Genomic DNA, 21,238 nt, shown 5'->3' with positions numbered 1-21,238 from the left:
GAAGACGGCCCGGATGAACGCAAAGCTGACGATCCGTGCCGCCGAGCCGCAGGACGAGGCGGCGTGGCGCGCGCTCTGGGCCGGCTACTGCGCGTTCTACGAGGTCACCGTGTCCGAACGGGTCACGGGCGCGACGTGGGCGCGCATCCTCGATCCGGCCTCCGGCGTCGCCGCGCTGGTCGCGCTGGCAGGCGACGGACGCATCGTCGGCTTCGCGAACTACGTCGTGCACCCGTACACCTGGGGAACGCAGGTGATCGGGTACCTCGAGGATCTCTTCGTCGCACCGGATGCACGCGGGCGCGGCGCCGGGAAAGCGCTGATCGACGGTTTGATCGTGCTGGGCGAACGCGCAGGCTGGGACCGCGTCTACTGGCACACCCGCGAGAACAACGCCGCGGCACGGCGGGTGTACGACGGGTTCGCGGCGGCGGACGATTTCGTCCGCTACGTCGTGCCGATCGCTACGCGGTGAGGAAGCCGCCCGTCGGGAGGGCGGCGACGAAGGCGGCGTGGTCGCGTTCGGTCTGGTCGGCGTACGCGCGTGCCCACAGCGCGACCGCTTCGTCGAACGCATCGCCGCGGCCCAGGTAGTCGGCGACCGGCCGCGCGTCCGCCGTGCGCGCGTGCGCGCGCGCCAGCGTCCAGGCGCAGTGCGCGGCGTAGTCGCTCAGCTCCGACGCGCCGAGCGTGGTGACGTCCGGCGCGGTCTTGTTGTTGCGGTACTGGCGCACGTAGAAGCAGGTGCCGTCGAGTTCGGCCCAGCCCAGCAAGACGTCGCTCGCGGCCTGCATCATCCGCTGTCCGGTCACCACGCGTTCGCCGTGCGAGCTGTACGGCTGCGGCCCGACGTACGGCTCGAGCACCGACGCCCGCGCTTCTTTCGCTTGCAGCAGCAGCTCGTCGTTGCGGTCGTCGGTCATCAGCAAGAGCACGCACCACGTGCCGACGCTGCCGACGCCGACGACTTTGCGCGCGGCGTCGACCAGCTTGTACCGGTCGATCAACAGGCGCGCTTCCGGGCGCAGCGTCGTGCGGTAGGCGTCCAGGACCTGCTGCGCCTTCTCCAGCGGCGTTCCGTCGGTATGCTCGAGGAGCGGCGGGTCTTCGACGAAACGGAGCTGGCCGTCGGCCAACTCCGTCACCTTCGAGAGCAAGTTGAGCGCCGTGCGCGAACGGCCGTCGCGTTCCGGGCGCTCCGCCGGACGCTTGGCGCGGCTGTCCAGCGCGGCCCGCACCGAACCGCGGATGTCGATCGTCGCGTACCAGACGTCGCGGGGAGCCATCTCCGCGTACTCGCGCGTGCGCACTCGGTAGGTCGAGAGCGCGGCGCGCACGACGTCGTCGTTGGCGGCGACGCGCAGGCCGGCGGCGCGGCCGGCCAGGATCAGGCTGGCCGCGAGCCGTTTGACGTCCCACTCCCACGGCCCGCGGGCCGTCTCGTCGAAGTCGTTGACGTCGAACACGAGTCGCCGCTCGGGCGCGGCGTAGCCGCCGAAGTTCGCGACGTGCGCGTCGCCGCTGATCTGCACCAGCCGGCCGGTGCGCGGCGTCGCCGCCAAGTCCGCCGCCATCACCGCCGCCGAGCCGCGGTAGAAGGCGAACGGCGAGCGGGCCATGCGTTGGCCGCGGATCGCGCGCAGGTCCGGGATCAGCGTCGCGAAGACGCCGCGCAGAATCGCCAACGGGTCGCGCGCGGGATGCGGCTCCCAGGCCGCGTGCGCAGCACGCGGGACGGCGACCCGGAGGGATTTGCCGCCCAGCGACTCCTCGACCATGCACGGCCACCGTAGCGCCCGGGGGGCCTCGTCGTCAATGGGCGGAAGACGTACGCATGGGATTGGATTGGCGAATCCGCGCGCTGCAGTGGTTCGCCCAACGTCGCGGTCGCGCGTTTCGCCCCGATCTGACCGTCGCGCAGTTGCGCGCCGGCTATGCCGACATGAACCGGCAGCTCGGCTTGCGCGAGCGTACCCCGGTCACGCAGCGCGACCTGACCATCCCGACCGACGAGGGCGGGATCGCCGCCCGGCTGTACCGGGTCGCCGCGGGCACCGGCCCGGCGCCGCTGCTGGTGTTCTTCCACGGCGGCGGCTTCGTGATCGGCGACGTTCCGAGTTACGACCACCTGGCACGGTTCTTCGCGATCCGCAGCGAATGCGCGGTGCTCTCGGTCGAGTACCGCCTCTCGCCCGAGTACCATTTTCCGCGCGGTCACGAGGACGCGTTCGCCGCCTACCGCTGGGCCTGCGCGAACGCGGCGGCGTTGGGGATCGACCCGCGCCGCATCGCGGTCGGCGGCGACAGCGCCGGCGGTACCTTGGCCGAGGTCGTCGGCGCCTTCGCCGGCGAGCGCGGCCTGCCGGCGCCGGCCTTCCAGCTGCTGATGTACCCGCTCACCGACGCGACCGGCTCGTGCCCGTCGCGCGCGCCGGGATACTTTCCGGCCGGGCTGCCGTTCACGGAGCAGACCATCGCGTGGTTCCACCGCTACAACGCGACCACGCCCGAAGAAGAACGCTCGCCGTTGCTCGCGCCGCTACTGCTCCCGCCGGCGTCGATCGCCGCCTCGCCGCCGACCTATCTGCTGGCCGCGGGCTACGATCCGCTCGTCGACGAGGGCCGCGCGTACGCCGAGAAGCTGCGCGCGGCCGGCGTGCCGGTGACCTACGATCTGCGGCCGACGCTCACGCACGGCTTCGTCAACTTCGCCGGTGCCGTCCCGGCCGCACGCCGCGCGCTCCTCTCGGCGGCGATGGCGCTGCGCGCCGCGCTCAGGGGGCGCGCCGAGGCCGCCTGATGCGGCTCGAGGACAAGGTGGTCGCGCTGACCGGCGCGGGGTCGGGCATCGGGCGGGCGTTGGCGCTCGCGCTCGCGCGGTTGGGCGCGCGGGTGGCGCTCGCCGACAAGGACGCGGACGGGTTGCGCGAGACGGCGCAGCGCGTGGCGGCCGCCGGCGGGAGCGCCAGCGAGCACGTCCTCGACGTGAGCGACGGCGCCGCGGTGCGCGCCTATGCCGACGCGGTGTTGCAGACGCACGGAACCGTCGACGTCGCGATCAACAACGCGGGCGTCGCGCTGTACGGTTCGGTGGCCGAGCTGGCCGCCGACGAGATCGCGTGGCTGATGAACGTGAACTTCTGGGGCGTCGTCCACGGTACCCAAGCGTTCTTGCCGACACTCCTGACCCGCCCCGAAGCCGCCATCGTCAACCTCTCGAGCGTGTTCGGTCTCTGGGCTCCGCCCGGCCAAGCCGCCTACGCGGCGAGCAAGTTCGCCGTGCGCGGGTTCAGCGAGTCGCTGCGCGCGGAGCTGGACGGAACCCCGGTGCGGGTGATCACCGTCCATCCGGGCGGGGTGAAGACGGCGATCGCCGCGCGCACGCGGGTCGCGCGCGCGGCCGACCCGGCCTTGGCGGCGCGCATGCGCGTGGCGTTCGAGAAGCGCTTCTTGACCACGCCGGCCGAGACGGCCGCGACGGCGATCGTGGAGGGACTGACGCGCGGACACGAGCGCGTGCTGATCGGGGCCGACGCGCACCGGATCGACCGGGTCACCCGGTTGTTTCCGGTCAGCGGGCCGCGCTGGCTGGCTCGCGCGGCTCGGCCGCGCTAGCTAGAGGCACCCGCGAACGCCCTCGCGGAAGAGCGCGGCGATGAGATGTCGTGTTCTCGCCCTTGCCACGGGGCTCGTCTTCGCCATGCCCGCGCTGGCGGGCGCGGTGGCGTCCCGCCCGCTGCACCAATTCGCCCAGGTCGCGATCGCTCCGGACGGGATGACCGTCGCCGACGTCGAGAGTGTCGAGGCGCCCCCCGACGCGACGGCACCGCCGGTCGGCACGCTCGTCGTGCGTTCGCTCACCGGCGGCGCCCCGCGCACGATCGCGTGCCCGGGCGCGACCGCGTGCCGCATCAGCGCGCCGACCTGGTCGCCCGACGGCCGCCGCTTGGCGTATCTCGTGCGCGACGAGAAGGCCGGCACGACCGCGGTCTGGTCGGCGAACGGTGACGGCAGCGACCCCAAGCCGTGGCTGAGCGGCTTCACCGGCATCCTCAACGCGCCGCGCTGGGCGCCCGACGGCTCGACGCTGGCGCTGCTGGCGACGGCCAACGCGCACAAGGAGATCGGCGCGACGCAGGCCGGCGCGGCGCTGACCGGCGACGTCTCGGCGGATCTGGATCAGGACGTGCAGCGTATCGCGGTGCTGGGCGGCGACGCGACGCTCCGCTTCGTCTCGCCCGACAAGCTGTTCGTCTACGAGTACGACTGGGCGCCCGACGGTCACGGCTTCGCCGCGACCGGCGCGTACGGGAACGGGGACGACGAATGGTGGGTCGCGCGTCTGTACGCGATCGGTATCGGCGGCGACGCGCACGAGCTGCTGCGGCCGGCGATGCAGATGAACGCGCCGCGCATCTCGCCCGACGGTAAGAGCGTCGCGTTCATCGGCGGGCTGATGAGCGACTTCGGCTCGGTCGGCGGCGACGTCTACGTCATGCCGCTGGCCGGCGGCCGGGCCACCGACGTCACGCCCGGCATCACCGCGTCGGTGACCTCGATCGCGTGGCGCCCGGACGGCAAGCTGACCATCACCGCGCTGGTGAACGACCGCAACGCGATCGAGACGCTCGATCCCGGCACCGGCGCGACCACCATGCTGTGGTCGGCGCCCGAGGCGATCGGTAGCTTCGGCGGCGACCGCGTCGCGCTCAGCCGCGACGCGTCGCGCGCCGCGTTCGCGCACCAAGACTTCGAGCACCCGCCGGAGATCGCGGCTGGCCCGATGGGCCGCTTCGCCGACATCACGCACGACAACGACGGGATCGCGCCGCTGACCCACGCGCGCAGCATTACCTGGACGAACGAGGGTTTTCACGCCCAAGGCTGGCTGTTGGCCCCGCTCAACGCACCGGCCGGAAAAAAGTCGCCGATGATCGTGGTCGTGCACGGCGGTCCCTCGGCGGCTGCGCAGCCGAGCTTCATCACCCGCGGCCAGCTCGCCGAGCTGCTCGCGCACGGCTACTACCTCTTCGAGCCCAACCCGCGCGGCAGCTACGGTCAGGGCGAGCGCTTCACCGCGGCCAACGTCAAGGACTTCGGCTACGGCGACCTGCGCGACATCTTGGCCGGCGTCGACGCGGCCGAGAAGGTCGCGCCGATCGACGACGCGCGCTTGGGGATCCAGGGCTTCAGCTACGGCGGGTACATGACGATGTGGGCCGTCACGCAGACGCACCGCTTCAAGGCGGCCGCCGCCGGCGCCGGCATCGCGAATTGGCAGAGCTACTACGGCGAGAACGGCATCGACGAGTGGATGATCCCGTTCTTCGGCGCGTCGGTCTACGCCGATCCAGCCGTGTACGCGAGGAGCTCGCCGATCACGTACATCACCAACGTGCGCACGCCCACCTTCGTGTTCGTCGGCGAGCGCGACGTCGAGTGCCCCGCACCGCAGTCGCTGGAGTTCTGGCACGCGCTGCACACGCTGGGCGTGCCGTCGTCGCTGGTGATCTATCCGGGTGAAGGCCACGGCATCCGGCTGCCGGCGCACCAGCGCGACTTCAGTGCGCGCATCTTGGCCTGGTTCGACAAGTACCTGGCGCCGTGACCCGGTGAGCGAGCGCCGTAAGGCCGCCGTCGCGGTGGCCATCATCGCCGAGCCGCCGCACGGCATCGTGTTCGTCGAGCGGGGCGCGCATCTGCGCGACCACCCCGGACAGATCGGCCTGCCCGGCGGCTCGGTCGATCCGGAGGACGGCGGCGACCTCGAGCGCACGGTGCTGCGCGAGCTGGAGGAGGAGATCGGCGTCGTGCCCGAGCGCGTGCGCATCGTGGGCCGCCTGCGCGAGGTCAGCCAGCGGCGCAACAACTTCGACGTCACCGCCTTCGTCGCGATCGTGCAGCCGGGACCGTTCACCATCGACGGCAGCGAGACGGCCGGCATGTTCACGATCCCGCTGCGGACCGTGCTCTCGAAAGCGCTGACCGACGGGATCGTCGAGTACTCGGGACTCACGATCCCCTCGCTGGTCCTCGACTACGAGAACAAGCGCGTCTGGGGCTTGACCGCGCAGATCTTGCGCGTGTTCAACGAAGCGTGGCAGGCGGAAGCGAGTCCGCTGCGCGCCGCGGTCGAGGCGGCGTTGACGCGGTGATCGCCGCGCTGCTGGCGGTCGCGGTCTGGCAGCCGGCGGGCGTGCACCCCACGAGTGCCGGCTTGCCGGACGTGCTGGCGCGCCTGCATGCGGCGCAGAGCTTGCCGGTCGCCTACGCGCAGCGGCACGAACGGTGGACGTATCGCAACGGCACGAACGTGCTGCCGGTGCGCGTCGCGGTCCGCGGCGCAGAGTTTCGCGCGACGGTCGCGGTCGGCGCGATGGACTACGACGCCGGCGTGCGGGACGGTGTGCGGTGGCGCGCCGACGGGAACGGGATCGCGCACGCGACGCGGGGCGACGAGCAAGGCGATCCGATCGACCGGCTGCCCAACGCGCTGCTCCCGTTCAGCGACGCGGACTGCAGCCTCGCCGGCGAAGTGCAGCTCCCCGCGCCGGCGTGGGCGGTGGTCGACCGCCCCGCCGACGACCGCGAGCACTGGTTCTTGGTGGACGAGGCGAGCGGTCGCGTCGTGCGCGAACAAACCCGCGAGGGAAAGCGGGTGGTCACGATCGACTACGAGGACTTCGCGCCGTTCGCCGGCGTCACGCGCCCACGGCGCTGGCACGTCGCGACGAGCGGCGATGCCGCCGACGATCTCGACGTGCAGGTCGACGACGTCACGCCCGGGGCGGTGAGCGACGCCGAGCTGGCGCTGCCGGAGCCGCGCCTGTTCGCCGGCATGCCCGGCGCGTCCGAGCGCCCGTTGCCGGCCAGCGCCGATCCACCGTGGTACCAAGCCTCGATCGCGGTCGCCGTCAACGGGGACACTTCGCGCTTCACCCTCGACACGGGAACGCAGAGCATCATCATGGGAAGCGGATACGCCGCGCAGCGCGGGATGACGACCGTGCTCGGGCATGCCGTCGCCGCGCGCCTGGAGATCGGCAGCTTCGTGTTGACGAACGCCTCGGTCTTGGTGCTGCCGTCCGGACCCAGCTTTCACGGGATCATCGGCTACGATTTCTTCGCGGGGCGGGTGTTCCACGTCGACGAACCGCATCAGCGCTACGCGCTGCTCGACCCACCGCTGGCGGCTGCGACGTTCGCCGATCCGCGCGAGACGGTCGTGCCGGCGTCGTTCGATCAAGGGCTGCCGACGGCGGCCGTGCGCTTCGACGGCACGACCGCGTCCGACGTCGCCCTCGACACGGGATCGTACGGCGTCGAGGTCAGCAGCGCGTTCGCACAGGCGTTTCCGGCGCTCGTCCGGCAGTGGACGCCGGCCATCTTCCCGGCGTGGGGGCGCGCGCAGCGCACCGAGGAGTTTCTCGAAGGGTCGGTGCGTTTGGACGCGCGCCGGATCGCACGGCTGCAGCTCGGCCCGTTGACCGTCACGGACCTCGTCCTGGGCGTGCAGGGAGCGAACCCGGCCGCCGACGCGATCGAGCTGCCGTTCGACGCGATCGTCGGCAACGAGATTCTCTCGCACCTGGACCTGTGGTTCGATTACGACGGTGGCCGCATCGCGATGCGGCCCGAGCGCTGATGCGCAAGCTCGTCGCCGAAGTCGTGCGCGCGAGCCTGGCCGGCTCGGCGCAGGAGCTGCTGCGTTGCGATGCGATGCTGCGGCTCGACCGCGGTCCCGACGGGGTTCACGGGGCGCGGCTGGCCGTGCGGCGGATGCGCTCGGACCTGCGTAGCTTCGAGCCGTTTCTCGAGGTGCCGTGGGCCGCGACGCTGCGCGAGGAGATGCGCTGGCTGGGCGACGCGCTGGGCACGGTGCGCGACGCCGACATCTTGCTCGCGCGGCTCGAGCGCGATCTCGACGAGCTGCCCGGCCCCGACCGCGCGTCCGCCTACCTCGTCCTCACCTCGTTCCGAAGCGCGCGCGACGACGCGTACGCGCAGCTCGGCACGATCCTGCACGAGGCGCGCTACGCCGAGCTGCTGGCGAAGATCGTCGGGGCGGGCCGGCATCCGGTGCTGGGCGCCCGCGCCGGGGAATCGGCACGCGACGCGCTGGCCGACGTCATGCGCGCGAGCTGGAAACGGCTGCGCAGCAGCGTCCGCAAGCGCAGCCGACCGCCGAGCGACACCGAGCTGCACGAGATTCGCATTCGCGCCAAGCGCGTGCGCTACGCCGCCGAGGCCGCCGAAATCGCGTGCGGCAAGCCGGCGGCCCGGTTCGCGCGCCGCGTCAAACGGCTGCAGAACGTGCTGGGCGAGCAGCACGACGCCGTCGCGACCGAAGCGGCGTTGCGCGCGCTGGTCGGCGGGCCGTACGCGCTGATGGCCGGAGCGTTGATCTTGGTCGAGGCCGCGTGCGCGGCCAAGGCGCGCAAGCGCTGGCACGACGCGTGGCGACGGATCAACGCGCCGGGGGCGCGGTTCTGGGAACGCTAGCTGGCGATCAGACGCGCGGCGTGGAGCACGGCTCCGGCCCAGATGCCGAGTGCCGTCGCGCCGATGACCAGGAGGCGAAGGACGAGGGCGGGCATGTCCGGTCAACGCCGTGTTCCCGGCGCCCGGTTCCTGGTACGATGAGAGCCGGGTGAAGCTTTTCGGCGGGTAGCACGACCTCGGAGGGACCGTCGTGATCGTGAGCATCTCCCGGGAACTCGGTGCCGGCGGACTGTCGGTCGGCGAAGCCGTCGCGACCGCGCTGGGCGCGACGCTGCTCGACGAGCGCGCGATGATCGAGCGTCTGGCCTCGCGCGTCGGCCTCCCGTCGGACTTCGTCGCCGCGCGCGTCGAACGGCCGCCGTCGGCCGGCGCGCGCCTGATCGCCGACCTGGCCGCGGCGACCGCGATGGTGCCGGTCATGCAGACCTGGGAGCAGCCCGAGGAACAGATCGTCGCCGGCGTGCGCGACGTCGTCGTCGATCAGGCGCAGCGCGGCCACGTCGTCGTCATCGGCCACGGGGGCGTCAGCCTGCTGGGCTGGCGCCCCAACGGCATCCCGGTGCTGGCGATCCTGCTGCGCGCGTCGCGCGCGTGGCGGGTCGGGCAGCTCGCCCGCCGCATCGGCATTCCGGAAGAAGAAGCCGACGCGCGCATCGCCCGTACCGACGAAGCGCGCCAGCGCTACCAGCGCCACTACTTCAACACCGACCTCTACGACAGCCGCCAGTACGACCTCGTCCTGTGCACCGAGACCCTCGGCCTCCCGCGCGCCATCGCCATCGCCGTCGACACGGCAAACGCGATCGCGACGACGTAAACTCGAAAAGACGCTTGCGGGGCACCGCTCAGCCGTGGAGGAAAAGGGAGGCGTGACTGTTCACGATCACCTGCTGGCAACAGGAGCCGACGATCGAGAGGCTGCGGCCGCCGAGACGCTCATCGCTCGCGTCGTGCCGCTGGGACGCCCGGTGGTGCTCACCGAGGACGTTCTGGCAGCTGCTCGCGCCGGGAACGCCGCGCTCGTCGCCTTATTGCTTGCCGAGGAGATCGAGTCCGAACCCGAGGATCAGGCAGCTCTCGATGAGTCGCTGCGTCAGTCGTCCGACGAGCGGATGGGGCACGATGAGCTTCGGAGGCAACTCGGAATCGAATAGATAGCACCGCGAGCGCCTCTCGCATCATGTGGACCTAGAATACGATCATCGTGCGCGGCGTGAGCTCGCGAAGCTGCCAACGGCTGACGCGCGAGCGATCATTGGAGCACTCGAGCGTTTTGCTGCAACGGGCATCGGCGACCTCAAGAAATTGAAGGGTATCACGCCTCCCGCATGGCGTCTACGCGCCGGCAAGTGGCGTGCGAAGCTACGGTTCAGCGGCTCTTCGATCATCGTGATTTCAGGTCGATGACCGAAGAGACGCCTACCGGAGGTAGCGGACGCTACACGCCGGCCATCGTTTTGCGGTGGTCGGCTTCTTGGAGCTCGCGCCATTGGACTTTGCCGGTGCCCGAGCGCGGGAGCGTGTCGACGAACTCGTAGAGCGTCGGGACTTTGTAGGCGGCCATGTGCTCGCGCGCCCAGGCGGCGATCTCGTCGCCGGTCGCGTGTTGGCCCTCGCGCAGGACGATCATCGCTTTGACCTGCTCGCCTTTGCGCGGATCGATCGAGGCGATGACGCAGGCCTCTTTGATGGCGGGGTGGGCGAAGAGCGTCGTTTCGACTTCGGCCGGCCAGACCTTGAAGCCGGCGGCGTTGATCATGCGCTTGAGGCGGTCGACCATGAAGAAGTATCCTTCGTCGTCGACGTAACCCAGGTCGCCGGTGCGGAAGAATCGCTTGCCGTCGAGCTCGACGAACACCTCGGCCGTCGCTTCGGGCTGGTTCCAGTAGCCCTGCATGACCTGCGAGCCGTGGATGACGATCTCGCCGGTCTCGTTCGGCGCCAGCTCGACCAGACTGTCGGGGTCGATGACGCGTGAGTCCACGCCGAAGGTCGGGATGCCCAGACATTGCAGCTTCGGCCGGTCTTGCGGGTTGGCGTGCGTGACCGAGATCGTCTCGGTCAGGCCGTAGCCTTCCATGTAGCTCAGGCCCATGCGGCCTTTGAGCTGCTCGCCGACGGCGGCGGGGAGCGGCGCGCCGCCGCCGCCCAGGTGCGTGAGCGAGGCGATCTTCTCGGGGCGGAAGTCCGGATTCGCGAGCAGATCGACGACCATGGTCGAGATCGCGGTCATCGTCGTCGCGCGATAGCGTTCGATCAGCGAGAGCGTCGTCGCCGACTCCCAGCGCGTCGTCATGATCAGCGTGGCGCCCTGGTAGAAGGCGTGGTTCATGTCGCACGTCATCCCGGTGACGTGGAAATACGGCAGCACCGAGAGCACGCGCGCGCCGGGCGTCGAGATGCCCCAGTTGGCCATCGTCAGCGTCGTCGTCTGCAGCGAGCGATGCGTGTGCACGCAGCCCTTGGGGCGACCGGTCGTCCCCGAGGTGTACGGCAAGAGGCACATGTCGTCGCCGCCGGTCGTGATGGGGCCCGGCGTCAGGTTCGCGGCCAGCGCGTCGCGCCAGGCGACGCAGACGCTGCCGTCGAGCGGTGCCGCCGGCGCCGCGACCGCGGGCGGCAGGTTCAGCTGCGTCTCGCGCTCGACGTAGTCGCTATAGGCGGCGACCAGCAGCGTGCGCAGCGGCGCGGGCGCGAGCGGCTGCAGCTTGGGCAACAGCTCTTGGCCGACGATCGCGACCTGCGCGCCGCTGTCCTCGACGTATTTCGCCAGCTCTTCGGTGACCAGCATCGGGTTGAGCGGCACGACCACCGCGTTGGCGCGCAGAATCGCGTAGTACGCGATCGCGAACTGCGGCGAGTTCTGCATGAACAGCACGACCCGGTCGCCGCGGCGTACCCCCGCCCGCTGCTCGAGCCAACCGGCGACCGCCTCGACCTCGCGCGCGATCCGCGCGAAGCTCAGCGGCGTGTCGTAGTACACGATCGCCGGCTGGTCGGGGTAGCGCTGCGCCGTCGTGAGCAGGTTGTGCGCCAGGTTCGTGACCGGGATCGGGATCTCGAACGGTCGCCGGCGCGGCCAGTGGGGGTAGTGACGGGTGTTCATCCAGCGCTGGCCTCCGGTCCCAGAAAGCAACGCGCGGCCTTTCCGCATTTGGCCAGAAGGCCCCCTGCCGACGAGGGATACCCCCTGACACCTTGGAACACCGGGCCGCAGGAAGGCGCAGGCCGGACGGCCGCGCCGGAGGTCGGCATGATCCTCAACAGCGTCGAAGTGATGTTCGGCGGCCAAGCCGGTGACGGCAGCCTGACGACAGGCGACCTGATCGCCGGCGTGTTCAAGCGGATGGGCTTGGAGGTCTACACCTACAAGGACTTCCCCTCACGGATCCGTGGCGGACACACCAACTACGTCATCCGTGCGGGGGTCAGCCGCGACTACGGCATGGCCGATGCCGTCGACGTCCTGGTTGCCTTCGACCTGGAAGCCGTCGAGGCGCACATCGAAGAGATGAGGCCCGGCGGCTTCGTCGTTTTCGACAGCAGCGCGGAGACGATACCGGAGCACGTGCGGCGCGGCGACGTCCAGTGGTACGAGATCCCGCTGGCCAAGATCGCCAAAGAAGAGCTGGGCCTCGAGCTGGTGCGCAACACGATCTCGCTGGGCGTGCTGGGCGCGCTGCTCGGCATGGACGCGACGATCGTGCGCGAGGACGTGCGCGGCGTCTACCAGCGCAAGGGCGACAAGGTCGTCGACCTCAACCTGCGCGCGATCGAAGCCGGCGAGCTGTACGTGCGCGAACACTACGCGCAGCAGCCCAGCGGCTACGGCCTGATCGCAAGCGAGGACGGCGATCGGCTCATCATGATGGGCAACGACGCGATCGCGTACGGCGCGCTGGTCGCCGGCTGCCGCTTCATGGCCGGCTATCCGATCACGCCGGCCACCGACATCCTGGAGTGGATGTCCAAGCAGCTGCCGCGCTTCGGCGGCGTCGCGGTGCAAGCCGAGGACGAGCTGGCCGCCATCAACATGACGATCGGCGCGGCCTTCGCCGGCGTGCGTGCGATGACGGCGACCTCCGGACCGGGGCAGTCGCTGATGACCGAAGCGATCGGGCTGGCGGGGACGCTGGAAATCCCGGTCGTCGTCGTCGAGTGCGCGCGCGCCGGTCCCTCGACCGGGATGCCGACCAAGACCGAACAGAGCAACCTCAACACGCTGATCTACGGCGGGCACGGTGAGATCCCGCGGGTCGTGATCGCGCCCGGCACCGTCTCGGAGTCGTTCGAGTTCGCCGGGCTCGCGCTCAACCTGGCCGACCAGTACCAGCTGCCGGTGTTCCTGTTGACCGAACAGGCGCTCTGCCAGAGCAAGATGACGCTGCCGCCGCCCAAGCTCGCGGGCGTGCGGATCGACCGCGGCGAGCTGATCGCCGACGGCGCGGTCACCTTCGGCGAGTACCAGCGCTACGCGTTCACCGAGAGCGGCGTCTCGCCGCGCGTCATCCCCGGCGTCGAAGGCGGGATGCACCTCGAAGCGGGCTCCGAGCACAACGAGCGCGGCGTCATCACCGAGAACGCGCGCAACCGCCGGCGCATGATGGACAAGCGCATGGGCAAGCTCGAGGCGATGCGGCCTGACTTGCCGCGTGCGATCCTGCACGGCGTCGCCGACGCCGACGTGGGGATCATCGGCTACGGCGCGAACCGCAGCCCGATCGCGGAGGCCGTCGACCGGCTCGCGGCGATGCGCATTCCGACCCGCTTCTTGCAGCTGCGCACCCTCTGGCCGTTCCCCGAGGACGAGATCCGCGCGTTCTTCCGCGGCGCCTCCCACGTGTTCGTGGTGGAGAACAACTACACGGGACAGCTCGAGCGGCTGATCCGCGCGGTGGTCGGCCCGCTCGAGGGGCTGCACGGCTTGCGCAAGTACGACGGCCGGCCGTTCCGCCCGATCGAGATCATCGAACCGATCAGCAACTTGAGCGAAGCGGACGTTGCCGCGGAGGTGAGCTGAGATGGCGATCGCGTTGACGCCCAAGGATTTCGCCACCGCGACGCCGTCGTGGTGGTGTCCCGGCTGCGGCGACTACGGCGTGCTCTCCGCCCTCAAACAGGCACTGGCGGAGCTGGGCCGACAGCCCAAGGACGTCGCGTTCATCTCGGGCATCGGCTGCTCGGGGAAGATCTCGGGCTACCTGCATAGCTACGCGTTCCACGGCGTGCACGGGCGCGCGCTGCCGGTCGCGACCGCGGTCAAGCTGGCCAATCGCGACCTGACCGTCATCGCCGCCGGCGGTGACGGCGACGGCTACGCGATCGGCGCCGGCCACTTCATTCACGCCGTGCGCCGCAATCCCGACATGACCTATATCGTGATGGACAACCAGACCTACGGGCTCACCAAAGGGCAGGCCTCGCCGACGAGCGCGACCGGCTACGTCGCCTCGGTCAGCCCCAACGGCAATCCCGACGCGCCGATCAACGGGTTGGCCGTCGCGCTGGCGGCCGGCGCGTCGTTCTTGGCGCGCGGTTTCTCGGCGCAGCCCAAGCAGCTCGTCGCGCTGATCAAAGCGGCCATCGAGCACAAGGGGTTTTCGATCGTCGAGGTCGCCTCGCCGTGCGTGACCTACAACAAGATCAACACCTACGCGTGGTTCAAAGAGCACACCGAGGACGTCGCGCAGCGGCCGGACTACGCGCCGAACGACCGCGGCGCCGCATTCGCGGCGCTGACGCGCGACGGCGACATCCCGCTGGGCATCATCTACCAGGATGACCGCCCGACGCTCGAAGAGGGCGTACGCTTGGCGCGGACGCCGATCGCGCATCTCGAGCTGCGTGCCGACGACCCGCGTCTGGAGGATTTGCAGGCAGCGTTCCGCTGACGCGCGGCGAAGGGGCGGCCATGGCCCGTCCGATCATGGTCGCCATCGCCGGAGACTCGGGTACCGGCAAGTCGTCGCTGGCGGCGGGACTCTGCCGCGTGCTGGGCGAGGGCCAATGCGCCGTCGCCGGCCTCGACGGGTACTTCGCGCTCGACCGCGCGCAGCGCAACGCCGTCGGCTTGACGCCGATGAATCCGAAGACGCACGACTTCGCCGCGATGGACGAGGACGTGTGGAAGCTGGCCAACGGCTTCGCGATCAACAAGCCGGCGTACGACCATCTTGCGGGCACGGTCGCCGGCACCGAGATCGTCGAGTCCCGCCCGATCGTCATCGTGCAAGGCCGCTTCCCGCTCTACACGCACGTGCTGCGCTCGCTGTTCGACGTCACCGTCTGGCTCGAACGCGAAGACGACCTGCGCCTGCCCTGGACCGTGCACCGCGACCTGTCGCCCGATGACGACGACGGCCGCGTCCGCGACGCGCGCGAGCAGCGCCGCGCCGATTACCGGCTCTACGTGAAGCCGCAGTCGGCGTTCGCGTACGTGCGGGTCCGCTACACGCATGCGGGCGTCGAGTTCGTCGACGACCGCGAGCTGCCCGACGGCATCGCTCTCGACGCGGATCCGAACACCGAGGCGGCCGCGGAGCTGCGCCGCATGCTGGTGCGCATGATCGAAGGCAAGCTCGATCTGCCGAACCTCGCCGAGCTGGGCCGCTACGGCCCCGACCAGGCGCTCTCGCACGTCTTCGCGCTGACCGAGCTGGTCGTACTGCGCCGCATCGCCGCGGCCGCGCGGCGCGCGGTCCTGGCAGAGGTGTGAGCTTCGTTCACGCCCTCTCGCTGCTCGATCTCGCGGCGCTCCTGTTCGGCGTCGCGATCGGCGCGCTGGGGACACTGGTCGGCGTCGGCGGCGGCTTTCTGATCGTGCCGGTCGTCGCGTTGATCGAGCCGAGCTGGGAGACGCGGACCGTGACGGCGTTTTCGCTGGCGGTCGTGTGCGCCAACGCGTGCAGCGGAACGATCGCGTACCTGCGTCAGCGGCGGGTCGATCTGCGCAGCGCGATTCCGTTCGCGCTGGCGGCGATCCCCGGCGTGTTCGCCGGCGTCGCCGGTGCCGACAACCTCGAGCGCGGCTGGTTCGATCCGCTGTTCGGCGTCTTGCTGCTGATCATGGCAGGTTGGCTCGCGTTCCAGCCGCGCACCCCACCGGGCGGCTCGCGCGGCGGTACGCACCGCACGCTGACCGACGCGCACGGCAACCGCTATGCCTGGTCGTTCGACATGCGCTGGGGGCTGCTCGGAAGCGTCGTGGTCGGCGTCGTCTCCGCGTTGTTCGGGATCGGCGGCGGCCCGATCCAGGTACCGTTCCTGGTCACCGTGCTCGACTATCCCGAGCACGTCGCGACCGCGACCTCGCACGCCGTGTTGGCGGTGACCTCGCTGGTCGCGACGATCATCCACGCGGCGCAGGGCGACTACCACGGTGACCTGACCCTGACGCTGGCGACGGCACTGGGCGCGCTGCTGGGCGCGCCGTTGGGCGCGCGCGTCTCGCGCTACGTGCCGGGGCGGACGCTGATCCGCATCCTGGCGGCGATGCTGGCGTTCATCGCCTTCCGGCTGCTCTGGCGCGGCGCGCGCGACGCGCACTCGCGGTGACGATGGACGAACGGCACGGTGCGCGCCAGCCGCATCGCTTCGACCCGCGGCGCAGCGCCCTGCTCGACGACGAGGCGCGCTTCGCGCACGTCCCGCCCGACGAGCTGCTGGCACTGCTCGAGCTGCCGGCGGACGGCCTGCTGCTCGACTTCGGCACCGGGACCGGGACGTATGCGCTGGCGATCGCTCGCGCGCGCCCCGACGTGCGCGTCCTCGCCCTCGACGAGCAGGACGCGATGCTCGACCAGCTGCGCGCAAAACTCGCCGCGGCGCCGCTCCCGAACGTCGAGCCGATCGGCCCGGACGCGCTGCCCGCGCTGCGCGGCGGCGTCGAGCGGATACTGGCGCTCAACGTGCTGCACGAGCTGGGCGACGACGCGCTCGCGCACCTGCGCGCGCTGCTGGCGCCGGCCGGACGGGCGGTGATCGTCGACTGGAACGCCGACGTGGAACGGCCGGTCGGGCCGCCGCGCGATCACGTCTTCGGCGAGCGCGAAGCGACGGATCGATTGCGCGCGAGCGGGTTCGCGGTGCTCGCGACGCACCCGTTCGCGTATCACTACGGCCTCACGATCCGGCCCGCACGCTGATCGGGGGTGCGCGTCAGCAGGGGACGACGTCGGGCGCGAGGCGGCGCACCAGCGCGAACAGCGCCAGCGCCAGCGCGCGGCGCAGTCCGCGCGAACGGCGGCGCGCCCTCGCCGGCGCCGGACGGGTCGCGAGCGCGGCCGGACGGCACGCGGCGACGGCGCGGCGCACCTCGCCTTGGCGGTCGAGGGCCTGCGCCACCAGCGAGCCGTTCAGCAGCGGCCGCAGCGAGGCGGCGATGGGGTCGGTACCGGTCACATGGGTCGGAAGGGGGCGAGAGAGGATCGACACGGAGGACACCTCGGGAGACGGGTCGGTAACCTGCAAACATGGTACGCCGGGTACTAGTAACTTGTCAATCCGTTTTGCCGGTGTTATGGTGGGGTTGGTGCCCTCGGTACACGACGAATCGGCGCCCGGCGACCTCGAGCTCGTCCGGACGTTCATCAACACCTACGACCTCATGCCGCTGCCGGGCAAAGAAGAGCTCGGCACGCCCGGACAGCTGCGGACGTGGTTGGCGCAGCGCGGTCTGCTGGCCGCCGACGCGTCCGTGGACGAGGCCGGCTGGCGGCGCGCGCTCGAGGTCCGCGAAGCGTTGCGGGCGCTGATCGCCAGCCAGGGCGATCCGCCGGCGGCGGCCGCGGCGGCCGCGCTGCTCGACGCCGCCGCGGCGCGCGCCCCGTTGTGCGTGCACTTCGCGGACGGTGAAACGCGGCTCGCGCCGACCGATCGTGGGATCGACGGCGCGCTCTCGCGGTTACTGGCCATCGTTCACGACGCGATGCGCACCGGCGCGTGGCAGCGGATGAAGACCTGCGGCGATCCGGCCTGCGTGTGGGCGTTCTACGATCACTCGAAGAATCGCTCGGGCGTGTGGTGCAGCATGGCCTCGTGCGGCAACCGCAACAAAGCGCGCCGTCGCCGCGCACACGCCTGACGAGCGCGCGTTCGCATGCGAGACGTCGCCGTCACCGGCGCGGGCCTGCTCACGCCGATCGGGCACGACGTCGCGACCAACTGGGACGGCTTTCGCAGCGGCCGCCTGGGGATCGTGCGCGCCCCCGCATCGACGGGCTGGCACGGCTGGTGGGCCGGCGTCCCCGACGCATTCTTGGACGGCCGGCTCGACGCGACGACCGCCAAGCGCACCGACCGTTTCGCCCGCTACGCGCTGATCTGCGCCGACGAAGCGCTGCGTGCCGCCGGGATCGCGCAGCCCGATGCCGAGCGCACGGCGATCGTGTTGGGAACGTCGATGGGCGGTGTCCCGGCGCTGGTCGACGCGCGCGCGCAGCTCGATACGCAGGGCTCCGCGCACGTGCCGCCGCGCTTGATGGCCTACGTCATCCCGAACATGGCTGCCGCGGCGCTCGCGTTGCGCTACGGTCTGCACGGCCCGCAGCTGACCATCGCCGCCGCGTGTGCCAGCTCGATCGACGCCATCGGTCACGGCGCGCGGCTGATCGAGCGCGGTGACGCCGACGTGGCGCTGTGCGGCGGCACCGAGACGCTGCTGACGCCGGTCGTCGCCTGGAGCCTGCAACACGCCGGCGCGCTCTCGTCCGCGCCCGACGCTGCCCGCGCGTCGTTGCCGTTCGACGTCGCGCGCAGCGGCTTCGTGATGGGCGACGGCTGCGGCGTCGTCGTGCTCGAAGCCGGCGAGCGCGCACGCGCGCGCGGCGCTCCGGTGCTCGGTTACGTACGCGGCTACGGCTCGATCGCCGACGGCTACCATCCCACCTCGCCCGAGCCCAGCGGCCGTTGGGAAGCGCGCGCGATGGAGCTGGCGTTGCGCGACGCGCAGGTCGAGGCGGACGCGATCGACGCGATCTTCGCGCACGGGACGGCGACGGTGGTCGGCGACGCGGTCGAGATCGCCGCCATCGACGCGATCGCCGGCGGCCGTGCAGTGCCGATCCCGGTGACCTCGCTCAAGGGCCACGTCGGGCACGCGATGGCGGCCAGCGGCGTCACCTCGGTGATCGTCGCGTTGCGCGGAATGGCCGAAGCGACGCTCGTCCCGACGCTCGGTTCCACCCACCTCGACCCCGCCGCGCGCTTCGACCTGGTCACCGGCGCGCCGCGCGCGCTGGCGATGCGCACGGTGCAGGTCAACGCTTTCGGGTTCGGCGGCCAGAACGCGTCGCTGGTGCTCGCCGACCGTCCCTGACAGGCGCGGCGCGTACGGTCACGGAAGCGCAACGCATGCCGACGATGCCGGTCGTGTTCTTCGGCCACGGCAGCCCGATGAACGCGCTCGAGACGAACCCGACGACCGAGGCGTGGGCCAAGCTCGGCGTGGGCCTGCCGCGACCGCGGGCGATCCTGGCCGTCTCGGCGCACTGGTTCATCCCCGGGACGAAGGTCACCGCGGCCGAGCAGCCGCGCACGATCCACGACTTCGGCGGCTTTCCGCGCGCGCTCTACGAGATGTCGTATCGCGCGCCCGGTGCGCCGTGGCTGGCCGATCGGGTGGCCGCGCTGCTGGCGCCCGCGCCGGTCGCGCGCGACACGAGCTGGGGGCTCGATCACGGCACCTGGTCGGTGCTCGTGCACGCGTTTCCCGCCGCCGACGTTCCGGTGGTGCAGTTGAGCATCGACGAGACGCAGCCGCCCGCGTTCCACTACGAGTTGGGACGCAAGCTGGCGCCGCTGCGCGACGAGGGCGTGTTGCTGATCGGCAGCGGCAACGTCGTCCACAACCTCGAGGCGCTGGCGTGGGGGCGACACGAGCCGCGCCCGTACGATTGGGCCGACCGCTTCGAGACGATCGTGCGCGGCGCGCTCGAGACCGGCGACGACGCGGCGTTGGTCGACTACGGCCGTCACGGAGGGGACGCGCTGCTGGCCGTCCCGACCCCCGAGCACTATCTGCCGCTGCTCTACGTGCTCGGCGCGCGCCGCATCGACGACGCCGTCCGCTTCCCGGTGTCGGGCGTGCAGCTCGGCTCGATCTCGATGCTGACCGCCGTGCTCGGCTGACGCTCAGCGCACGTACGATCCGCCGTTGACGTCGAGCGTCGCGCCGTTGAGGTGCCGCGCGAGCGGCGTGCAGACGAAGGCGACGACGTGCGCGACCTCGTCGGCGCTCGCGACCCGGCCGAGCGGGATCTCCGCGGCCAGCGCCGCGCCGTTCACGGCCAGGTCGTCGGCCGCCATCTCGGTCTCGACGAAGCCCGGCGCGACCGCGAAGGCGACGATCCCCTGCGCCGCGCAGCGGCGCGCGATCGACTTGGTCAGGTTCACCAGCGCGGCTTTCGACGCGCCGTAGTTCGGATGGGTCAGCTCGCCGCGATGCGCGGCGCGCGAGGCGACGTTGACGATCGCCCCCGAGCCCTGCGCGCGCATCACGCGCAGCGCGCACCAGGTCAGATTCGCGGCGCCGAACAGGTTGACGTCGAAGGTCCGTTGCCATCCCGCCCGCCACGCGGCGTAGTCGTCGCCTTCGAACGCGTTCTCGACGTAGATGCCGGCGTTGTTGACCAGCACGTCGAGGCGGCCGAAGCGCGCGACGCAAGCCTCGATCGCGGCCGGGATCGCGTCGGCGTCGGCGACGTCGAGCGGGTAGGCGGCGACGTCGTCGCCGAGCTCGGCGCACAGCGCCGCGGCGTCGTCGCCGCGCTCGCGATAGGTGAAGAAGACCTGCGCGCCCGCTCGCCGGAGCGCGCGCACGATCGCTGCGCCGATCCCGCGGCTCCCGCCGCTGACGAACGCGACCACTATGCGCGCGCCGGCTGGGCGAAGGCGGCCAACTCGGCGTTGAAGCGCTCCTGCGCTTCCCAGAACGGCGCGTGGCCGGCCTGCGGATAGAGCGAGAGCGTCGCCTGCGGGATCTGCGCGGCGATGTGGCGTGCGGTCGCGACGTCGACGATGCGGTCGCGCTCGCCGTGCGCGATCAAGACGGGGACGCGGATCGCTTGGAGCACGTCGTCGTTGGCCAGCCGGCGCGCGAACAGCGCTTCGCGCACGCGCGGCGGCGTCGAGAGCGCGATGCCGAGCAGCTCGAGCTCGGTCAGATGATCGACCGGCGCGGCGAAGCACGCGCGCATGAACTGCCGCATCGCGAGCGCCGCCTCTTCGGCGCCCGGGCTGTAGATGTTCGGGTTGCCCGTCCCGTCGGGAAGGATGCCGGCCCAGCCGTCGCCCGGCGGCGCGTAGCTGGTGCGGCCCGTGTCGGTTGCGGCGCCGACGAAGACGATGCCGCGCAGCGCGCCGTCACCGTGCGCGCGCACGTAATCCGCGATGACATAGCCCGCGTACGACCAGCCGACGAGGACCGGGCGGTCGAGCGCGAGCGCGGACAGGATCGCCGCGACGTCCGCGGCCCAGAGCGCGCTCTCGCCGTACCCGTCGAGTGGCTTGTCCGAGTCACCGTGACCGCGCAGATCGCAAGCGATCAGACGAAACGACTGGAGGGCGGCGGCGTTGAGCTGCCGTTGCCAGGATGCGTGCGCCTGCGACCATCCGTGCAGGAAGAGGATCGGCGGGCCGGCCGGATCGCCGCTCTCGACGACGTGCAGCTGTGTTCCGCCGCCGCCGGCCACGCGGTGATGTCGCATGGGCGATGCTTCGCAGCCCGGCGGTTCGTTCC

At 71.2% G+C, this 21,238-nt stretch carries 22 protein-coding genes; 17 read left to right on the top strand and 5 right to left on the bottom strand.

What is annotated here, in order from left to right:
- Nucleotides 1-13 precede the first annotated feature (13 nt).
- Complete coding sequence (locus VMD91_06145; GenBank protein ID HTW83629.1) at nucleotides 14-475, top strand: GNAT family N-acetyltransferase; 462 nt, start codon at nucleotides 14-16, stop codon at nucleotides 473-475.
- Here the strand turns inward: VMD91_06145 and VMD91_06140 are convergent.
- The gene (locus VMD91_06140; protein HTW83628.1) at nucleotides 465-1,778 is read right to left on the bottom strand and encodes a DUF2252 domain-containing protein; all 1,314 of its coding nucleotides are present in this window, start codon (nucleotides 1,776-1,778) and stop codon (nucleotides 465-467) included. The two genes, VMD91_06145 and VMD91_06140, sit on opposite strands and share 11 nt — an antisense overlap.
- Before the next feature lie 56 nt (nucleotides 1,779-1,834).
- Here VMD91_06140 and VMD91_06135 point away from each other — a divergent pair, with 56 nt between their 5' ends.
- The 8 genes from VMD91_06135 to VMD91_06100 all read left to right on the top strand — a co-directional run bounded on the left by VMD91_06135 (nucleotide 1,835) and on the right by VMD91_06100 (nucleotide 9,656).
- Nucleotides 1,835-2,800, top strand: a complete 966-nt coding sequence (locus tag VMD91_06135) for an alpha/beta hydrolase (protein ID HTW83627.1) — start codon at nucleotides 1,835-1,837, stop codon at nucleotides 2,798-2,800.
- Nucleotides 2,800-3,615: an SDR family oxidoreductase gene (locus tag VMD91_06130; GenBank protein ID HTW83626.1), complete on the top strand. Its 816-nt coding sequence runs from the start codon at nucleotides 2,800-2,802 to the stop codon at nucleotides 3,613-3,615. Before VMD91_06135 ends, VMD91_06130 begins: the two co-directional genes overlap by 1 nt.
- A gap of 40 nt (nucleotides 3,616-3,655) precedes the next feature.
- Entirely contained in the window at nucleotides 3,656-5,608 is a 1,953-nt protein-coding gene (locus VMD91_06125) for a S9 family peptidase (GenBank protein ID HTW83625.1), read from the top strand.
- A 4-nt stretch (nucleotides 5,609-5,612) separates the two neighbouring features.
- Nucleotides 5,613-6,155, top strand: coding sequence for a CoA pyrophosphatase (locus VMD91_06120; protein HTW83624.1), 543 nt, complete (start codon nucleotides 5,613-5,615; stop codon nucleotides 6,153-6,155).
- Entirely contained in the window at nucleotides 6,152-7,645 is a 1,494-nt protein-coding gene (locus tag VMD91_06115; protein HTW83623.1) for a retropepsin-like aspartic protease, read from the top strand. Before VMD91_06120 ends, VMD91_06115 begins: the two co-directional genes overlap by 4 nt.
- Entirely contained in the window at nucleotides 7,645-8,502 is an 858-nt protein-coding gene (locus VMD91_06110; GenBank protein HTW83622.1) for a CHAD domain-containing protein, read from the top strand. Before VMD91_06115 ends, VMD91_06110 begins: the two co-directional genes overlap by 1 nt.
- A gap of 196 nt (nucleotides 8,503-8,698) precedes the next feature.
- Nucleotides 8,699-9,319 carry a cytidylate kinase-like family protein gene (locus VMD91_06105; GenBank protein ID HTW83621.1) on the top strand — a complete coding sequence of 207 codons (621 nt, stop codon included), beginning with the start codon at nucleotides 8,699-8,701 and terminating at the stop codon, nucleotides 9,317-9,319.
- A 52-nt stretch (nucleotides 9,320-9,371) separates the two neighbouring features.
- Nucleotides 9,372-9,656 (top strand): hypothetical protein, encoded by a 285-nt coding sequence (locus VMD91_06100; GenBank protein HTW83620.1) that lies wholly within the window; start codon nucleotides 9,372-9,374, stop codon nucleotides 9,654-9,656.
- A gap of 284 nt (nucleotides 9,657-9,940) precedes the next feature.
- Here the strand turns inward: VMD91_06100 and VMD91_06095 are convergent, their stop codons facing one another.
- Nucleotides 9,941-11,608 (bottom strand): long-chain-fatty-acid--CoA ligase, encoded by a 1,668-nt coding sequence (locus VMD91_06095; GenBank protein ID HTW83619.1) that lies wholly within the window; start codon nucleotides 11,606-11,608, stop codon nucleotides 9,941-9,943.
- A gap of 147 nt (nucleotides 11,609-11,755) precedes the next feature.
- On the opposite strand from VMD91_06095, the gene VMD91_06090 reads away from it, so the two are divergent.
- From VMD91_06090 to VMD91_06070, 5 genes are read left to right on the top strand one after another with little or no spacing between them, the layout of a single operon-like run.
- Nucleotides 11,756-13,522: a 2-oxoacid:acceptor oxidoreductase subunit alpha gene (locus VMD91_06090; protein HTW83618.1), complete on the top strand. Its 1,767-nt coding sequence runs from the start codon at nucleotides 11,756-11,758 to the stop codon at nucleotides 13,520-13,522.
- Nucleotide 13,523: 1 nt separating this feature from the next.
- Nucleotides 13,524-14,393 carry a 2-oxoacid:ferredoxin oxidoreductase subunit beta gene (locus VMD91_06085; GenBank protein ID HTW83617.1) on the top strand — a complete coding sequence of 290 codons (870 nt, stop codon included), beginning with the start codon at nucleotides 13,524-13,526 and terminating at the stop codon, nucleotides 14,391-14,393.
- 20 nt (nucleotides 14,394-14,413) lie between these two features.
- Complete coding sequence (locus tag VMD91_06080; GenBank protein ID HTW83616.1) at nucleotides 14,414-15,217, top strand: hypothetical protein; 804 nt, start codon at nucleotides 14,414-14,416, stop codon at nucleotides 15,215-15,217.
- Nucleotides 15,214-16,056: a sulfite exporter TauE/SafE family protein gene (locus tag VMD91_06075; protein HTW83615.1), complete on the top strand. Its 843-nt coding sequence runs from the start codon at nucleotides 15,214-15,216 to the stop codon at nucleotides 16,054-16,056. Before VMD91_06080 ends, VMD91_06075 begins: the two co-directional genes overlap by 4 nt.
- 2 nt (nucleotides 16,057-16,058) lie before the next feature.
- Nucleotides 16,059-16,646, top strand: a complete 588-nt coding sequence (locus VMD91_06070) for a class I SAM-dependent methyltransferase (GenBank protein HTW83614.1) — start codon at nucleotides 16,059-16,061, stop codon at nucleotides 16,644-16,646.
- Between the two features lie 13 nt (nucleotides 16,647-16,659).
- Here VMD91_06070 and VMD91_06065 read toward each other — a convergent pair whose 3' ends face one another.
- Nucleotides 16,660-16,935, bottom strand: a complete 276-nt coding sequence (locus VMD91_06065) for a hypothetical protein (GenBank protein ID HTW83613.1) — start codon at nucleotides 16,933-16,935, stop codon at nucleotides 16,660-16,662.
- Between the two features lie 88 nt (nucleotides 16,936-17,023).
- On the opposite strand from VMD91_06065, the gene VMD91_06060 reads away from it, so the two are divergent.
- From VMD91_06060 to ygiD, 3 genes are read left to right on the top strand one after another with little or no spacing between them, the layout of a single operon-like run.
- Entirely contained in the window at nucleotides 17,024-17,584 is a 561-nt protein-coding gene (locus VMD91_06060) for a CGNR zinc finger domain-containing protein (GenBank protein HTW83612.1), read from the top strand.
- A gap of 15 nt (nucleotides 17,585-17,599) precedes the next feature.
- Nucleotides 17,600-18,817: a beta-ketoacyl-[acyl-carrier-protein] synthase family protein gene (locus VMD91_06055; GenBank protein HTW83611.1), complete on the top strand. Its 1,218-nt coding sequence runs from the start codon at nucleotides 17,600-17,602 to the stop codon at nucleotides 18,815-18,817.
- Between the two features lie 35 nt (nucleotides 18,818-18,852).
- A complete protein-coding gene (gene ygiD, locus VMD91_06050) occupies nucleotides 18,853-19,629 on the top strand; it encodes a 4,5-DOPA dioxygenase extradiol (protein HTW83610.1) in 777 nt (258 codons plus the stop codon).
- Nucleotides 19,630-19,632: 3 nt separating this feature from the next.
- On the opposite strand, the gene VMD91_06045 is transcribed toward ygiD, so the two are convergent.
- Together VMD91_06045 and VMD91_06040 are read right to left on the bottom strand one after the other, a co-directional pair.
- Nucleotides 19,633-20,367: an SDR family oxidoreductase gene (locus VMD91_06045; GenBank protein ID HTW83609.1), complete on the bottom strand. Its 735-nt coding sequence runs from the start codon at nucleotides 20,365-20,367 to the stop codon at nucleotides 19,633-19,635.
- Nucleotides 20,367-21,206 (bottom strand): alpha/beta hydrolase, encoded by an 840-nt coding sequence (locus VMD91_06040; GenBank protein HTW83608.1) that lies wholly within the window; start codon nucleotides 21,204-21,206, stop codon nucleotides 20,367-20,369. Before VMD91_06040 ends, VMD91_06045 begins: the two co-directional genes overlap by 1 nt.
- Nucleotides 21,207-21,238 lie beyond the last annotated feature (32 nt).

It is taken from the genome of Candidatus Sulfotelmatobacter sp. (genome assembly GCA_035504415.1).
GTDB lineage: Bacteria > Vulcanimicrobiota > Vulcanimicrobiia > Vulcanimicrobiales > Vulcanimicrobiaceae > Vulcanimicrobium.
The sequence above is the reverse complement of the archived record's forward strand: the minus strand, read 5'-3'. Positions and strand labels throughout refer to the sequence as shown.

Bases quoted from the DNA above. Each gene is read 5' to 3' on its own strand.
- VMD91_06145 (HTW83629.1), top strand. From the start codon at position 14: ATGAACGCAAAGCTGACGATCCGTGCCGCCGAGCCGCAGGACGAGGCG.
- VMD91_06140 (HTW83628.1), bottom strand. From the start codon at position 1,778: ATGGTCGAGGAGTCGCTGGGCGGCAAATCCCTCCGGGTCGCCGTCCCG.
- VMD91_06135 (HTW83627.1), top strand. From the start codon at position 1,835: ATGGGATTGGATTGGCGAATCCGCGCGCTGCAGTGGTTCGCCCAACGT.
- VMD91_06130 (HTW83626.1), top strand. From the start codon at position 2,800: ATGCGGCTCGAGGACAAGGTGGTCGCGCTGACCGGCGCGGGGTCGGGC.
- VMD91_06125 (HTW83625.1), top strand. From the start codon at position 3,656: ATGAGATGTCGTGTTCTCGCCCTTGCCACGGGGCTCGTCTTCGCCATG.
- VMD91_06110 (HTW83622.1), top strand. From the start codon at position 7,645: ATGCGCAAGCTCGTCGCCGAAGTCGTGCGCGCGAGCCTGGCCGGCTCG.
- VMD91_06095 (HTW83619.1), bottom strand. From the start codon at position 11,608: ATGAACACCCGTCACTACCCCCACTGGCCGCGCCGGCGACCGTTCGAG.
- VMD91_06090 (HTW83618.1), top strand. From the start codon at position 11,756: ATGATCCTCAACAGCGTCGAAGTGATGTTCGGCGGCCAAGCCGGTGAC.
- VMD91_06085 (HTW83617.1), top strand. From the start codon at position 13,524: ATGGCGATCGCGTTGACGCCCAAGGATTTCGCCACCGCGACGCCGTCG.
- VMD91_06080 (HTW83616.1), top strand. From the start codon at position 14,414: ATGGCCCGTCCGATCATGGTCGCCATCGCCGGAGACTCGGGTACCGGC.
- VMD91_06070 (HTW83614.1), top strand. From the start codon at position 16,059: ATGGACGAACGGCACGGTGCGCGCCAGCCGCATCGCTTCGACCCGCGG.
- VMD91_06055 (HTW83611.1), top strand. From the start codon at position 17,600: ATGCGAGACGTCGCCGTCACCGGCGCGGGCCTGCTCACGCCGATCGGG.
- ygiD (HTW83610.1), top strand. From the start codon at position 18,853: ATGCCGACGATGCCGGTCGTGTTCTTCGGCCACGGCAGCCCGATGAAC.
- VMD91_06040 (HTW83608.1), bottom strand. From the start codon at position 21,206: ATGCGACATCACCGCGTGGCCGGCGGCGGCGGAACACAGCTGCACGTC.